9 protein-coding genes are annotated in these 14,655 nt (G+C 64.7%); 4 read left to right on the top strand and 5 right to left on the bottom strand.

What is annotated here, in order from left to right; translation table 11 throughout:
- Positions 1–232: 232 nt before the first annotated feature.
- Both AACH87_RS19040 and AACH87_RS19035 read right to left on the bottom strand, forming a co-directional pair.
- Entirely contained in the window at positions 233–4,204 is a 3,972-nt protein-coding gene (locus AACH87_RS19040; protein WP_338796107.1) for a DUF748 domain-containing protein, read from the bottom strand.
- A gap of 135 nt (positions 4,205–4,339) precedes the next feature.
- Positions 4,340–5,092: an alanyl-tRNA editing protein gene (locus AACH87_RS19035; RefSeq protein ID WP_338796106.1), complete on the bottom strand. Its 753-nt coding sequence runs from the start codon at positions 5,090–5,092 to the stop codon at positions 4,340–4,342.
- Between the two features lie 83 nt (positions 5,093–5,175).
- Between AACH87_RS19035 and AACH87_RS19030 the strand changes: the two genes are divergently transcribed.
- Complete coding sequence (locus tag AACH87_RS19030) at positions 5,176–6,027, top strand: creatininase family protein (protein ID WP_338796105.1); 852 nt, start codon at positions 5,176–5,178, stop codon at positions 6,025–6,027.
- A 23-nt stretch (positions 6,028–6,050) separates the two neighbouring features.
- Here AACH87_RS19030 and AACH87_RS19025 read toward each other — a convergent pair whose 3' ends face one another.
- The 3 genes from AACH87_RS19025 to AACH87_RS19015 form a co-directional block, all read right to left on the bottom strand.
- Positions 6,051–7,319, bottom strand: a complete 1,269-nt coding sequence (locus AACH87_RS19025; protein WP_338796103.1) for a DUF6596 domain-containing protein — start codon at positions 7,317–7,319, stop codon at positions 6,051–6,053.
- The gene (locus AACH87_RS19020; RefSeq protein ID WP_338796102.1) at positions 7,319–7,672 is read right to left on the bottom strand and encodes a YciI family protein; all 354 of its coding nucleotides are present in this window, start codon (positions 7,670–7,672) and stop codon (positions 7,319–7,321) included. Before AACH87_RS19020 ends, AACH87_RS19025 begins: the two co-directional genes overlap by 1 nt.
- Positions 7,673–7,908: 236 nt before the next feature.
- Positions 7,909–9,717, bottom strand: a complete 1,809-nt coding sequence (locus tag AACH87_RS19015) for a methyl-accepting chemotaxis protein (protein WP_338796101.1) — start codon at positions 9,715–9,717, stop codon at positions 7,909–7,911.
- Positions 9,718–10,137: 420 nt separating this feature from the next.
- On the opposite strand from AACH87_RS19015, the gene AACH87_RS19010 reads away from it, so the two are divergent.
- The 3 genes from AACH87_RS19010 (at position 10,138) to AACH87_RS19000 (ending at position 14,314) form a co-directional block, all read left to right on the top strand.
- A complete protein-coding gene (locus tag AACH87_RS19010; protein WP_338796100.1) occupies positions 10,138–10,524 on the top strand; it encodes a DUF2946 family protein in 387 nt (128 codons plus the stop codon).
- A 206-nt stretch (positions 10,525–10,730) separates the two neighbouring features.
- The gene (locus AACH87_RS19005; RefSeq protein ID WP_338796099.1) at positions 10,731–12,815 is read left to right on the top strand and encodes a TonB-dependent receptor; all 2,085 of its coding nucleotides are present in this window, start codon (positions 10,731–10,733) and stop codon (positions 12,813–12,815) included.
- Between the two features lie 2 nt (positions 12,816–12,817).
- Positions 12,818–14,314, top strand: coding sequence for a PepSY domain-containing protein (locus AACH87_RS19000; protein ID WP_338796098.1), 1,497 nt, complete (start codon positions 12,818–12,820; stop codon positions 14,312–14,314).
- Positions 14,315–14,655 lie beyond the last annotated feature (341 nt).

Below are 14,655 nucleotides of genomic sequence, written 5' to 3'. Positions count from 1 at the left end.
GCGGGCAGGGCATTGCAGGTTTGCCCCGCATTGTGCGGCTTGCGGGGAGAATCTGCTGTGCTGCTTTGCCGCCGGATGGAGGCTCACGCCACTGCATTCCCCGCCGCGTTGCCTGCGTTGGAGCGGCTCACAAAACTCAGCGCAGCGGCCTTGGCTAGGCGTTCAGTTGCAGGCAGTACGCCGGGTACGACAAGACGGAACAACGACGCCAAGGGAGTTTTGTGAGTCGCTCTTACTGCGTGGCAAGGCTCAGCTCGGCACGCGGTGGTCCTTTAGGGGCTTGGCTGCCCGTCTTGGGCGCGGCCAGGAAGAGCCGCTCCGCGGGCAGCTTCTGGGCTGCCAGATAGCTCTGGATGGCGTGGCCGCGCTGGGCTGCCAAGTCTGCCGCCATGGCTTCGGTGGCGGGCTGGTGGGCCATCAGCAGGGTTTCCATTTCGGGGGGAGACAGGTCCTTGGGCAATCCCACCAGATTGCGTGGTTTGGGAATATTGGCGCGGCCATAAACCGCTTTCAGAAGCACGGGATACTCCTCTGCCGTCACGGGCGCGGTGTTGCCGGGCTGGGCGCGCAGCTTTTCAGCACGCACCAGCTGCTGCACATGCTCGCGCTGCATGCCTTCGCGCTCCTCAGCCAGGTTGGCGGTGCCTGTCACGGTGATGCGCAGGTTGGGGCGGTCGGCCAGAGCCTTGGCCACTTTGGCCAGGTTCTGCTCTGCCTCGGCGCTCAGGGTGGCACTGCCAGGGGCAAAGTTCACGCTGCTCATTTCCTCGCCCCCGCCAAACGCGCTGGCCAGCAGGCTGAAAGGCGAGGTCAGCGCCTTTCCGATCAGGTTGACGACGATTTTTCCGATCACCGGCCCGATGCGGAACTGTGGATCGTTGAGCGAGCCGCTGATGGGCAGGTCCAGGTCAATCACGCCTTGCCGGTTGGCCAGCAGCGCCACGGCCAGCCGCACGGGCAGGCTGTTGGGTGCACCTGCCACGGGTTCGCCAAACGTGAGCTGGTTGAGCACGATGCGGTTGTTGGCGGTGAGCTGGCCATTGGGCAGCACTTTATAAGCCACATCCACGCTGAGTTTGCCGCGCTCAATGCCGTGGCCCGCGTATTTCACGGAATAGGGGGACAGCGGCGGCAGATCCAGGTCACGCACCCTGCCGGTGATATCCAGCGCCAGCGGCTTGGCCAGGGGGTTGAGCTTGCCGGTGACCTCCAGCGAGGCCGACCCTTCGGCGCGGCCCAGCAGCTCCAGCGCTGCCAGTTGGGGCTCACCGCCCGGCGCTTCGGACGAGAAAGCCCCCAGCTTGCCCGTCAACTCAGTCAGATCGGCCGAGTAGTTGGGCTTGATGAAAAAGTCAGAAAACAGCACCTTGCCGTTGACCAGGCTGATGGGGCCAAACTCCACCACGGGGGCCAGCGGGTCACGGGTGGCGACTGCCGCGGGCTGCGGCGGCTGGGGGGCGGAAGCCGAAGAAGCCGCAGATGTCGAAGATGCTGCGGAGACGGGCTGGGTTTTGGCTGCCTGGGCGGTTTGCTCTGCTGCGACGGTGGAAGTGGGGAGGGGCTCGGCGGGCGTGTCGCCCTTCACGATATCGCGCAGGTTGATGCGTCCGGCCTCATTGATGGTGATGCGGGCAAAGAAGTCCAGCAGGCTGGTTTCGTTGACGCGCACCTTGGGCGCTGAGCCGGGGGCGGTTGCCACGTTCAGGCCCCGCAGGTTCAGGCTCTTCCAGGCCAGCAATTCCTCGCCCACCTGGGCTTCGGTCAACGGTGTGGACGCAGCCGTGCTGTTGGCCTTGAGGTCTTCAATGGCCGCATCACCCACCAGTTGCAGGGTGGCACCTTTGTCAGATTGAGAAAAGCCCAGTTGGCCTTTGAAGCCCACGTCTGCGCGCAGCAGTTCGATATTGAGCTGGCTGGCCAGATACCCGTCGAGGCCATGCACCGGCAGGCGCGATGCATCGAGCTTGCCCTGGGTCGCCAAGGGCTGCAGGGCCAGTGTGCCCTGGTAGTCCAGTTTGCCTGCGGTGCTTCGATAGTCGCCCTTGCCCGCGGCAGCGCGGGCACTCAGGGCCACGGTGCCTGGCTTGGCGCTGTCCGTGGCCAGGTTCTTGGCGGTGATGTCCAGCGACGACACTTCCAGCGCTACGGGCCGGGACTGGGCATTGTCTGCAAACCCCACGGTGGCGCCCTGCACAGACAGGTCACCCACGCGCACAGCCCAGGGAGCGGGTGATTTGGGGGATGGGGGATTGGCCTGAGCTTCGGAGCTTGCTGTGGCGGCAGACCCTGCCGGTGTTTTGGCCCAGCGTTCAAACATCCAGCGCCCATCGCTGCTGCGCTCCACCGCGAGGCGGGGCTGGGTGAGCGTGATGGATTCGAGCGTGGCGGTGCGCTCATCCAGCGGCACCTTCGCTCCCTTCACCTCCAGTTTGCCCAGGCTGAGCAGCGCGGCCTTGTTGCCTGCACCGGGCTGCCGAAGCGCCGCTTGCTCCAGCGCGAGCGGGCCTGCCGTGATGGTCAGCCCGCTGGCCGATTTGCCATCCGTGCCCGCGCTGGAAGGCGTTGCCTGCCACTGCAGGCCCAGTGTGCCCGTGAACTGGCCAGACACCGTGGGCTCCAGATAGGGGGCAATGTAGGGAGTAGCCAGTTGCAGCGCTAGGCTGTCGGCAGTCAACTCGACCTGCGCCTTCTGGTCTGATGCCTCGCCCGAGAATGCCAGCTTGCCCTCAGGGGCTGCCACAGCGCCCGTGGCAGGGCCTGCCGCTACGGCAGGCAGCGTCCACCCCCCGCGGAATGTGACCGACTTGGCCAGTGGCAGCGCCAGGCCCTTGAGATCCAGCGCCAGGTTCTGCGCTTGCAATGCGGTGGCTGGGCGTGTGGAATCGTCGGTCCAATGCACAGTGCCGCGCTGCACGCTGGCATGCGCCACCGTTACCTTCCAGGGTGGGGTGGGGGCGGGTGCGGCGGCGCGGGGCTTGCCAGTTCTGGCGGCGGAGGCCGTCTTGGCAGGTGCTGTTGCACTGGCCACTTCAGCGCTTGTGAGGGGCGCAGAGGCGGCGTCTGATGCTGCGGGAGCCCGTGGCGTTGTCGTGCTTGCCGGTGCCGTGTCGCTGCTCGTGGCGGCTGGTGCGCCTGTGCCGCCCAGTTGTGCCAGGTTCAGCAACCCGGCGGCATCGCGCCGCGCATGCAGCACGGGGGCTGTCAGCTCGACCTGTGCCAGGTCCACCACCTGTTCCAGCGGGCGCACATCGGCCATGTCCACCTTCAGGTGTTCCAGCGCCAGCAGGGGGTTGCCTTCGCGGTCGGTGGTGCGCACCTTGCGGGCCTGCACGCTGCCACTGAGCTTCACGGCCATGCGGGGTGATTGCTCAAAAGCCAGCTTCACATCCACGTCCAGCGTCGCGCCTTGTACTTTGACGGGCAGGCTGGGGGGCAGATAGGCCAGGTACGGCTGCAGGTCCAGGTCGCTCCAGCGGATCTGCGCGTCTGCGTGGCCCGTCTGTGCAAACGGCGTGCTCTGCGCCGCCGAGTCGAAGTGGCTGCCATCCAGCACAAAGGCCAGCCGGGGCTCTACGCGGATGTCTTTCCTGTCCTGCAGGGTGCTGATGAAAGGGATGGTCAGCGTCACATCCCGCACCGTGTGCTTGGCTCCCACACGGCGGTCATCAAAATCCACACTTCCACCCCGCAGGGCCAGGTTGAACAGGGCCAGCCGCACGGGGTCTGTAGACGCTTCGGAATCAGGAGTGGCACTGGGGCTGCGCAGCTTGGCCAGCACGTCGTCCACGTCGTAGCTGCCATCGCCCAGGTGGGTGATGCGCAATGCTGGGGATTCCACCGTGATCGCATCCACCACCGGTGCCAGCCGCAGCAGCGATTCGATCTCCGCGTCGGCATACACCCGGGCCACGGTCAGCAAAGGGGGTTCCCCGTCGCGGCCCGCGACTGCAATGTCGCGCAGCGCCACTTCCAGAGACCAGGGGCGGAAATCCACCGCCCCGATGGTGACCTGCCGCCCCAGCGCCTGGGTGGCTGCGCGCTCCAGCGGAGCTTTTGCCAGCCAGGGCACCAAGAGCCATGCCGCCGCCCACAGCCCCAGCACGGCCCCCAGAGTCCGTGTGGCCGGGCGAAACCAGCGACGCTGGCGCAAGGCCATCAGTCGTTGCATGTGGGGATGTTGCAGCAGGGCGGGCATGGAAGGCATCAGGCAAAGGGAGGCGAATGGGGGGGCTGGTGAAGGCGGTCGTGGGTCAAAGGCCGCCTTGTGTGCGCCACGTCCAAAGTTACCAGCGCGTTACGGTCGGCAGGCGCTGTCAACGTATCAAGATGTTGATGCAGCTCAGGCCGCAAAGCCCAGCACCACACGCCGCGTGGTCGCGCTCTTTTTCTCGATCTTGGTCACGATCACGGCACCGATTTCGGACGTGTTTGCCACATGCGTGCCTCCACAGGGCTGCAGGTCGATCAGCGGCCCATCACCTTCGCCGCCGATGCGGATGGTGCGGATGCGGCCCGTTCCTCGGGGCGGCTGCACGCTCATGCTCTTGACCAGGCTGGGGTTGGCATCCAGTTCCTCGTCGCTGATGGAGGCCACGGTGATGGGATGGGCCGCCACCACCAGTGCCGCAATGCCTGCGGTGAGCTGGTCTTTGTCCAGCGGGTCAGTCATGGCGAAATCCAGACGGGCGTAGTCCGGGGTGATGGAGCAGCCGTTGACCAGCTGTGGCACCACATGGCACAGCAGGTGGCTGGTGGTGTGCAGGCGCATCATGCGGTGGCGTCGGTCCCAGTCAATGCGCGCCGTGACTGGCATGCTCACGGTCAGCGCGGCCAAAAGCGCTTCCTGGCCTGGGGCGGGAATGTGAACAATATCGCTGGTCGGGTGGCCCTCGGCGTCCTTGCCCTTGCGCGTGTCGGCAATGGCAATCGCCGTGCCATCGGCCAGCACCAGAACACCGCTGTCACCCGCCTGCCCCCCACCCAAGGGGTAAAACACTGTGCGGTCCAGCACGATGCCAGCCTCGGTGATAACGGTGAGTTGTGCGCTGCACTCGCGCAGGTAGGCGTCTTGTCGGAAGAGATCGTGGGTCATGGGCCCAATGTTAGCGGCCACTGCCAAGCCTTGGGAGGGTTATAAAGTACATCTCCAAGGCAACAGGCTCTACCATGCGGGGCATGAATCCAGCCGCCTCGCCCTTCTCATTGCCCTCCCGCCTCTGGGCCGATCTTTCCACCCGTGACTTTGCCGCGCTGCAAGCCAGTGGCCAGGCGGATCAGGTGGTTGCTGTGTTGCCGGTGGCGGCGGTGGAGCAGCATGGCCCCCACTTGCCTTTGTCGGTAGATGCCACGCTGCTGCAGGGGGTGATCGATGCGGCGCTGCCTCGCTTGCCTGCGTCACTGCCCGTGTTGTTCCTGCCACCACAGAACGTGGGCCTGAGCCCGGAGCACCTCCGGTTTCCGGGCACGCTCACCCTTTCGCCCGCCACGGTGATTGCGTTGTGGACTGAGATTGGTGAGTGCGTGGCCCGCGCGGGCGTGAAGAAGTTGCTGCTGTTCAACGGCCATGGCGGGCAGGTGAGCGTGATGGACATTGTGGCGCGCGAGTTGCGCAGCCGCTGCGACCTGCTGGTGTACAGCGCAAGCTGGTTCAGCCTGCCCTTGCCCGACGCAGTGGCTGGGCAATTCAGCGCACAGGAGCATCGCTTTGGCATTCACGCGGGGGAGATCGAGACGTCCATGATGCTGCACCTGGCACCGCACACGGTGCACATGCAGCATGCGCAGAACTTCCGGTCCACATCGCAGGACCGCTCGGAGCAGTACGCCATTCTGGGCAATGGCAAAAGTGCCAAGCTGGGCTGGCAGATGCAGGATTACCACCCCGCAGGTGCCGTAGGCCATGCCTCTGCCGCCACGGCACAGAAAGGGCAAGCCGTGGTGGATGCCGCCGCCCACGCTCTGGTGGCTTTGCTGCAGGAGCTGCACGCCTTGCCCTTGGCCACTTTGCGCAGTCATCCGCAAGTCTGAAGGTTCCTCTGGCGGAACGACGGTCAGCCTTGATGCGCTAACGTCTGCTTCATCAAAAACTCCCGTGCCGCTGCGCTGGTACACAAGCCGATGGCGCGGGCCAGTGCAGCATCGGCTTCTGTGGGGCGATCCAATCCACGCAGCAGCTGCGCTGCCAATGCCCAGTAGGGCTGATAGGTCATCACGGCATCGTCGGGCAATGCACTCAGCTGGTTCCACCCCGCTTGCGCACCGTGGACTTGGGCAATGGCTGCAGCGCGTGCGACCTGGATGCCCAAGGTGGGAGCGAGCCGGGCCAGCCCCTCGTAGAGCAAAGCGATAGCGGGCCAGTCGGTCACCCCCGTGACGGCGCGGTGGTTGTGGACGGAGTGGACGGCTGCCTCCAGCTGAAAGCGTCCCATGCGTCCCATCTGCGCTGCCTGGGCCAGCAGACTGTCGGCCTCAACCGCTGCAGATAACTGCCATTGCTGCGGGTCTTGCGCAGACAAGGGGACATAGGCGCCCTGTGCATCACGCCCCGCGGTGCGGCGTGCCTGCACATGCAGCATCAGCGCCCGCAGCCCCAGTGGTTCAGGTTCTCCGGGCATGAACTGGTGCAACAGGCTGCCCAACTCCAGTGCTTGCAGTGTCAAGTCTGCGTGAGGGTCTGTGGCCCCTGCAATGCCTTCGCACCCGCACCCGAATGCGCCGTAGATGGCTTGCAGCACGGCGTCCAGCCTGTCGGGCAAGGCATGGGCAGGTGGCACTTCGTAGGGAATGCCCGCGTCGCGAATCTTGGCCTTGGCTCTGGACAGGCGTTGCCCCATCGTGGCGGGTTTCACGACAAAGGCCGACGCGATGTCCGCCGCCGACATGCCCCACACCACCTGCAGCATGAGTGGTGTACGCGCGGCCTCGTCAATGGCCGGGTGTGCGCAAACGAACATGAGCTTGAGGCGCTCGTCTGGAAAGACGGCAGCCCCTTGCGCTTGTTCCATAGCTTCTTCTGCAGCCGACAGCAGCAACGGCGCGGCTCTGGCTTGCACCGCGGCATGCCGACGGGCATCCATCAACCGCCGTCTGGCAGTGGTGAGCAGCCAGGCTGCGGGGTTGTGAGGAACGCCCTGGGTGGGCCAGGTCAGCAGGGCTGTGTGCAATGCCTCGGCCAGGGCATCCTCGGCAGCAGCCATGTCACGGCAGCGGGCTGCCAGAAAGGCCAGCAACCGCCGGCCCGATTCGCGAACGGCCCGCTCGGCGGCGTCACCGGCGTCACCGGCGTCATCGGCTTGGAGGGCGGATTGGCCGTCTGGCATCACTCGGTGGGCAGGTTGGGGCGCACCTCCACCACCACTCCGGGCCGTTGCGGAAACCGGGCAGCCCATTCCAGGGCTGCGTCCAGGTGGGGCAGGTTCACGATGAAAAAGCCGCCCAGCTGCTCCTTGGTCTCTGCAAAGGGGCCGTCCTGCACCCAAGGCTTGCCGTCCCGGTAGCGCAGCGTGGTGGAGGTTTCTGGAGGCTGCAGCCCGGCCCCGGCCACAAACACCCCCGCGTCCTTGAGTGCCTGCAGGTAGTGCATGGTGCCGGCCCAATACGCCTGCTGCTGCGCCGGATCAGTGCGCGCTGCAAAGCCTTGGGGGTCTTCATGGATGAGGATGGTGTATTGCATAGGCGGGTCCTTGGGTTGGAACATGTACATAGGTGGCAGAGTCCGACCCATGCCGGACTCTGCCACCTATGTCGCCCCAGCAGTAGCGCTTTCGACAACGTGCGTCAAAAAATGTGGCGACGCTGCTGCAGTCTCAAACAGCCCAAAGAGTCACTCACCTCATGATTTCTAGCGGAGGCAATCGACGCCTCTGCAGGACTCCCAGAGACATCAAGAGCCTGAAAAGCCTGATAGCCTCAAAAGCTCTCCCACTCGTCCGCATCCTTGCCGTTAGGTACTGATACCAACGCCGCTCTGGGTTTGGCGGACGGGAGGGGCTTGGACTGCTGCCGCGTTGCGGGTCGGCTGGTGGGGGCCGCAGCGGCCTGAGGTGCTGTCTCTGCCGTAAGCCTCATGGCGGAAGCTCCTGCCGCAGGTGCCTTGGCCTTGGTCAGCGCAACAGAAGCCACCTGTGCCGCTGCTTTGCTGTGGTGCTTGGCCTGCTCTATCACTGCATGCGAAGCATGTTCGTCCAGCTGGAACACGCTGACCAGCTGAACAAGGCGTGCTGCCTGGTTGTTCAGGCTGTCTGCCGCCGCGGCCGATTCTTCGACCAGCGCGGCATTTTGCTGCGTGACTTGATCGAGCTGGTTGATGGCGGAACCCACCTGCGCAATTCCCTGCCCCTGCTCATGGGTGGCCGCTCCGATTTCGCCAATCAGGTCAGCCACACGCCGCGTCTGCTCCACGATATCGCCCATGGTGGTGCCTGCCTGGGACACGAGGGCGGAACCCGCTTCCACCTTGGACACGCTTTCATTGATCAGGCTCTTGATCTCCTTTGCTGCCTGGGCCGACCTTTGCGCCAGGGTGCGTACCTCGCTGGCAACCACGGCGAAGCCTCTTCCTTGCTCGCCGGCGCGTGCGGCTTCCACCGCAGCATTGAGCGCAAGGATGTTGGTCTGGAAGGCAATGGAGTCGATCACGCCGATGATGTCCCCGATCCTGCGCGAGCTGGCGGTAATGTCTTCCATGGTCTTAACCACATCACCCACCACGCTGCCTCCGCGGTCCGCCGTGGCGCTCGCTGATGAGGCCAGTTGGGTTGCGGTGCGCACCGTGTCTGCGTTTTGCTTCACGGTGGATGTCATTTGTTCCATGGATGCTGCGGTTTGCTGCAAGTTGGAGGCCTGCTCTTCCGTGCGCTGGCTCAGATCCGCATTGCCCGTGGCAATCTGGCTGGCGCCTGTGGCGATGGACTCACTGCTCTGGCGCACCTGGCTCACTACCTGGGCAAGATTGCTGCGCATGGTGCTCATGGCCGCCAAGATGCTGGACTGGTCGCTGGCGCGCAAATCGACACTCACGCTCAGGTTGCCATTGGCCACTTCGTTGGCAATCCGGGCGGCATAGGCGGGTTCTCCACCAATCTGGCCCTTGATGGTGGTGGTGATGAGGAGCGCGACCACCACACCAAGCCCACACGCCACCAATGCAAGAACCAGCAATGTGGCCGAGGCAGACTGCACGCTGCTCTTCGTCTCCTCTGCAGCCTCCTTGACCAGCTTGCGCTGCGCGTCGATGAGCTCCTGCAGGGTTGCATAAGCCGCCAGTTGTACGGTGCGCATATCGCCCATGAGCAATGCGGTGGCCGCTTCCTGCTCGTTGGCCAAGCCCAGTTTGGCGGCTTTGCGGGTCAGCTCGAAAAACGCTCCCTGGTTTTGCTCCAGCTTCATGAGCTTTTCCCTGTCAGCAGGCAAAACGATGACCTTCTTGAGCTCGATCATCGTGCTGGCAATGTCGCCGATGGCCTTTTCAAGGCGCTGGTTCTCTACCGTCATGCGCTCCATGTCGCTGAGCAGCGCCAGATTGCGCAAGGCGCGTGCCACCAGATTGACATTGTCTTTGACGTCCTGAAGCAGCTGCAGCTTGGCCATGCGGTCATCGGCAAGTGCGGTGACGTTTTTGCTGGCCTCATCCAGGTGGTAGCGGGAGAACGCGGCGATCAAGAAACCCAGCAGGATCACCACGGCAAAGCCGCAAGCGAGCAGGGCACCCAATTTCATTTTCTGAAGGAGATTCACGTTGCTTTCCCTTTTCACAGATGCGGTGGAGGGGCTCTGCTCATTCAGGCGAGGGGCCAGTGTGTGCCGAGCTTCAGTTGCGTGACCCGACGCAAAGCGCGCTCCATCAGCACGCCCGGCTCGGGCTGGCAAGCGTTAACAGATAAATGTCAAAATTTGTTAACGTCATGGTTTTTTAACGTTCTGCGGCACTTTGTGTCAACAAAAGTTTCGTTCCGTGGCTTTTCTGCATGTTTTGCTTTTTGCTTTTTCTTCTGTGCTCAGGCGCTGCTTTCTGTGGGGGCACATCTGAAATGCTTGGTGTCAGGTCGCGCCTTTCAGCGGCTGCCATGTGGGTTCGCAAGGCGCATGCGTTTGCGTTCATCGAGGTAAATCTCTTTTCTGCAAAGCCATAATCTCGCCATGCATCGCCTGCGTACCACTCCCTTCCTTGCCCGCCTGGTGCTGGCGTGGTTTTTGGGCGTGGTGGGGCTGGCGGGTGCGGCACCGCTGATTCACCCGCAATCGCTGGAGCTGGTGTGCGGTGCTTCGGGCGCTGTCAAGCTGGTGGTGGTCAGTGCGGCGGGTGAAGATGAATCCTCACCGCAACAGCTCGCATTGGGGCCGCATGGCCTGGATTGCACGCTGTGCCTGCAGCTGCAGGCACCTCCGCCCCATGTGGTGCCGGTGGTATTGCCCGGCGCTGCCCTGCAGCCTGCCCCTGTGGGCTGGGTGGACCGGATCACCGGTCTGCGCTGGCACGGGCCTCCTTTGCCTGCCCGAGGGCCCCCGGTGTTCACTGCGGTCTGATTTTCTGCCTGCCCTGGCTGTGGCTTGTATGGCTGGGTGGCGGGCGCTTTCTGATCCCTTTTCGCGCTGACCTCTGCGGCTGCTTCTGCACTGCTGTGGGGCGGGTCTGTGCCTGTGGCGTTCCTGGTGGGGCCGCGGGTGGACTGCGCTTGCACTCCCTTGCAAGCCTTATGGGGTGAGCGCGAAGTGAACACCTTGAATTCCTCATGTATTCCTTCTCCTCCACGGGGGCGCAACCTGCGCGCACCCTGGTTGCCATTGCGGTGGCAACTGTTCTTGGTTCCTTGATTTCCACGGCCCGCGCACAAGCCCCTGCTGTTGCCCCTGACGCAGTCACCGATGCTGCACTGACCCTGGGCACCATCACCGTGCAGTCCGTCCCCTCGGGGGCGCTCAATGTGCGCAACGTGTTCAGCTCTGTCGACATCCTGGGGGCCAGCGTGCTGCAAGACCAGCATGTGGACTACAGCTGGGAGCTGCTCACCCGCGCCCCCGGCGTGCAGGTCACGCAGTTCAAGCAGGGCACGGACGCTGGGCGTTTTTCCATGCGCGGCTTCAACGGCGAAGGCCGGGTCAATGCCGTCAAGCTGCTGATCGACGGCATCCCCAGCAACGACAACGCGGGCGGCATGCCGTTTCTGGATGCGGTGTTTCCGCTGGACATCGAGGCCATCGAAATCGTGCGCGGCACCAACGACCCGCGCTACGGCCTGAACAACACCGCGGGCAATGCCAACGTCATCACCCGCCAGGGCGGCAACGACGGCCAGGCCAGCGTGACGCTGGGCAGCTTTGGCACGCGCGAGCTGCAAATCGCCAAGGGCTTTGAAAGCGGCAACTGGAGCCAGAACTACTTTGTGGCCACCCGCGAATCCGATGGCTACCGCGACCATGCCGATGCCGACAAGAAGGCGCTGTCGGGCAAGTGGTTCTACACCAGCGACACCGGCCAGTGGCGTGCAGGCGTCATCGCCCGTTACTACAAAAACAAGGCGCTTGAATCGGGCTACCTCACGGCCGAGCAGGCTGCCCGTGCACCGCGCAGCTCGCCCGCCTACGCTGCGTGGGACCGCAGCGAGCGCGAGACTACGCAACTGAGCGCGCACCTGGATGGGCAACTCGCCAACGACCTGAGCTGGACCGCCAAGGCCTACACCCAGCACTATGAGAACCAGCGCTTTGTGCGCTTTTCTGAAGCCGGTGTGCAGCAAGAGCGCGGCAATGACGAAACCCACAAGGGCCTGATCACCACGCTGACCTGGCGCCCCAAGGTGGCGTGGGCCCATGCCTTCACCCTCGAAGGCGGTTTTGACGCCCAGTGGCAGGACAACGCTGCAGAGCGCTACCGCACCGTGCAGCAGGCACGCACCTCGCAGATCCGCGCTTGGGACTTTGACCTGAACACCCGGGGCGCCTACGTGCAGGCCGTTGTGCAGCCGGTGCAGGCGCTCAAGATCATTCCCGCACTGCGCGTGGACCGGATCAGCGGTAGCTTTACCGATGGGCTCACCAAAGCCACCTCGCCCGTGCACGAATACGGCACCATCACCCAGCCCAAGATCAGCGTGGTGTACGCCGTGCGGCCTGACACCAGCGTGTATGCCAACTGGGGCCGCACCTTCCAGATTGGCGCGGGCATCGACAGCTACCGCACCGCATCGCAAAGTCGCAACCTCGATCCCTCGCTCAACGACGGTTGGGAGGCAGGCGTGAAGTGGCAACCTGCCCCAGGCATCGAAACCCGCGTGGCCTATTGGGAGCAGCGCGCCAGCGGCGAAGTGGCCCGCGTGCTGGGCGTGAACGGCCTGCCCGACCCCGGTGGCCAGGGCAATGTGGGCCGCACGCTGCGCAAGGGGCTGGACCTGCAGGCCAACGCCCGCCTGAACGCGCAGTGGAGCGGCTGGGTGGCTTACTCGTCGCAAATTGCGCGCATTGTGGAGCCCGACCCCAGCGCCCCCGCCACACGCGGCAAAGAGATTGAAAACGTGCCGCACTACCTGGCCACGCTGGGCGTGGACTACCAGGCCAGCACGCAGCTCAAGCTCAGCGCCTGGGCCAATGCACAGGGCAACTATTACCTGGAGCGCACCAACACCCTGGGCCGCACCGGGGGCTACGCGCTGCTGAACCTGGGGGCCACCTGGCGCCTGTCGCCCACGCTGGATGTGGGCGTGCAGCTCAAGAACGTGACCAACCGCAAGTACGTTTATGCGTGGTACGACAGCGGCTCGTCTGGCTACTCGCCCGGCGATGGCCGCAGCGCCTACGCCAGCCTGAACTGGAAGTTCTGACCATGGCGCGCGCTCTCACTTCTGCGCCCGATGCGGTCGATGGGCCAGCAGAGCCAGGCACCGCACTCACCCGCAGCAGTCTGTACCGCGCCGTCTGGCGCTGGCACTTTTACGCCGGGCTGCTGGTGCTGCCCCTGCTCATCTGGCTGGCGGTGACGGGCGCGCTGTTTGTGTACCACGACGCCATTGATCAGCGTGTGCATGCGGACCTGCTCACGGTGCCGGTGCCCGCATCGCCAGGCGCCGAGCCCGCGCCGCACAGCGCCGTGCTGGCAGCCGCCCTGGCCGCGCAGCCGGGCGCATGGTTCAAGTACACGCCCGCCGCCGCACCGGGCCGCTCTGCCGAGGTGGGCGTGCGCACCGCCGACGGCGCCAAGGTGGCCGTGTACCTGAACCCCGCCAACGCCCAGGTGCTGGGCACCCTGAGCGACCGGGGCACCCTGGGCTGGACGATCCGCAAGCTGCACAGCCTCAAGTACTTTGGGCCGGTGCAGCGTGGCTTCATCGAGATGGCGGCGGGCTGGGCGATTCTGCTGGTGCTCACTGGTCTCTATCTGTGGTGGCCGCGTGGGCAAGGTGCAGCAGCGCGGGGCGGCGTGGTCAGCGTGCGCGGAACCCCGCGTCAGCGGATGTACTGGCGCGATCTGCACGCCGTCACCGGGCTGGTGGTGGGCTTGGGCCTGCTGTTCCTCGCCATCACCGGCATGCCGTGGTCGGTGCTGTGGGGCGCGCAGGCTAACCAATGGGCCAACGGCCACAACTTTGGCTACCCGGCTGGCGTGCGTGTGCAGTTGCCCATGTCCGGCCAGCCCCTGGCGGATGCGGCGCACCTGCCGTGGACGCTGCAGCAAACGCAGCAGCCGGGCGGTGCGGGCCATGAAAATCACTTAGCGCATGCCCAGGCCAAGGCAGAAGACAACCCACACGCTCTGCATGGCGAGGGTGCGATTGCGCAGCCCGCAGCCACAACGTCTGGCACTGCACGCACTGCGCTGGACATCGACACCGTGATGGTCCAGGTGCAGCGCCTGCAACTGGCCCCCGGCTACACCGTCAACCCGCCCCAGGGCGCGCAGGGCGTGTTCACCGCCTCCGTCTACCCGCACGACCTGGCCCGTCAGCGCGTGGTGCATCTGGACCAGTACACAGGCCAGTCGTTGCTCGATATGTCTTATGCCGACTATGGCCCGCTGGGGCGTTGGCTGGAGTGGGGTATCAACATCCACCTGGGGCAGGAATGGGGCGTGGCCAATCAGTTGCTGCTGGTGGTGGTGTGCGCGGGCATTGTCTTGTTGTGTGTGTCGGGCGCGGTGATGTGGTTCAAGCGTCGGCCTGCGGGTGGTGTGGGCGTGCCGCCGTTGCCTGCGCAGCGGCGTGCTTTGTGGGCTGTGACGGCTGTGCTGGTGGTGGGTGGGGTGGTGTTTCCGTTGGTGGGGGTGTCGATGCTGGTGTTGACGGTGGTGGATGTTTTTCTGGTGTGGTGGGGGCGAAGAGCTTGAGGGGTTTTGGGGCTCTAGCGCTTATGGAATAAGCGTGGGAAGCTATGGAATTTGTAGTGTTTTCCTGTGCTTGCGTTAACCGTTCGGGCTGAGCTTGTCGGAGTCGGGGCTTGCTGGCTGATCTTGCCGCATGCCTGTGCCCGGGGCGGGAGCCGGGGAGTGCGCCCGGCGGCGCAGTAACTTTCTTTTGCTTCGCCAAAAGATAGTCACCAAAGAAAAGGCGACCCCCAGTCTGCGACCCCTTCGCTTTGCGAAGGGGCAAACCTGCGGCGGTGCGGTTGCGGGGTGCGCCGTGGAACTCGCTGCGCGCCGTGGGCGCTCCGCTTGGACAACCCCGGCGA

The sequence above is a fragment of the Acidovorax sp. DW039 genome (assembly GCF_037101375.1).
GTDB lineage: Bacteria > Pseudomonadota > Gammaproteobacteria > Burkholderiales > Burkholderiaceae_C > Acidovorax.
Note: the sequence above shows the minus strand (reverse complement) of the source record. Positions and strands in the feature narration are given on the sequence as shown.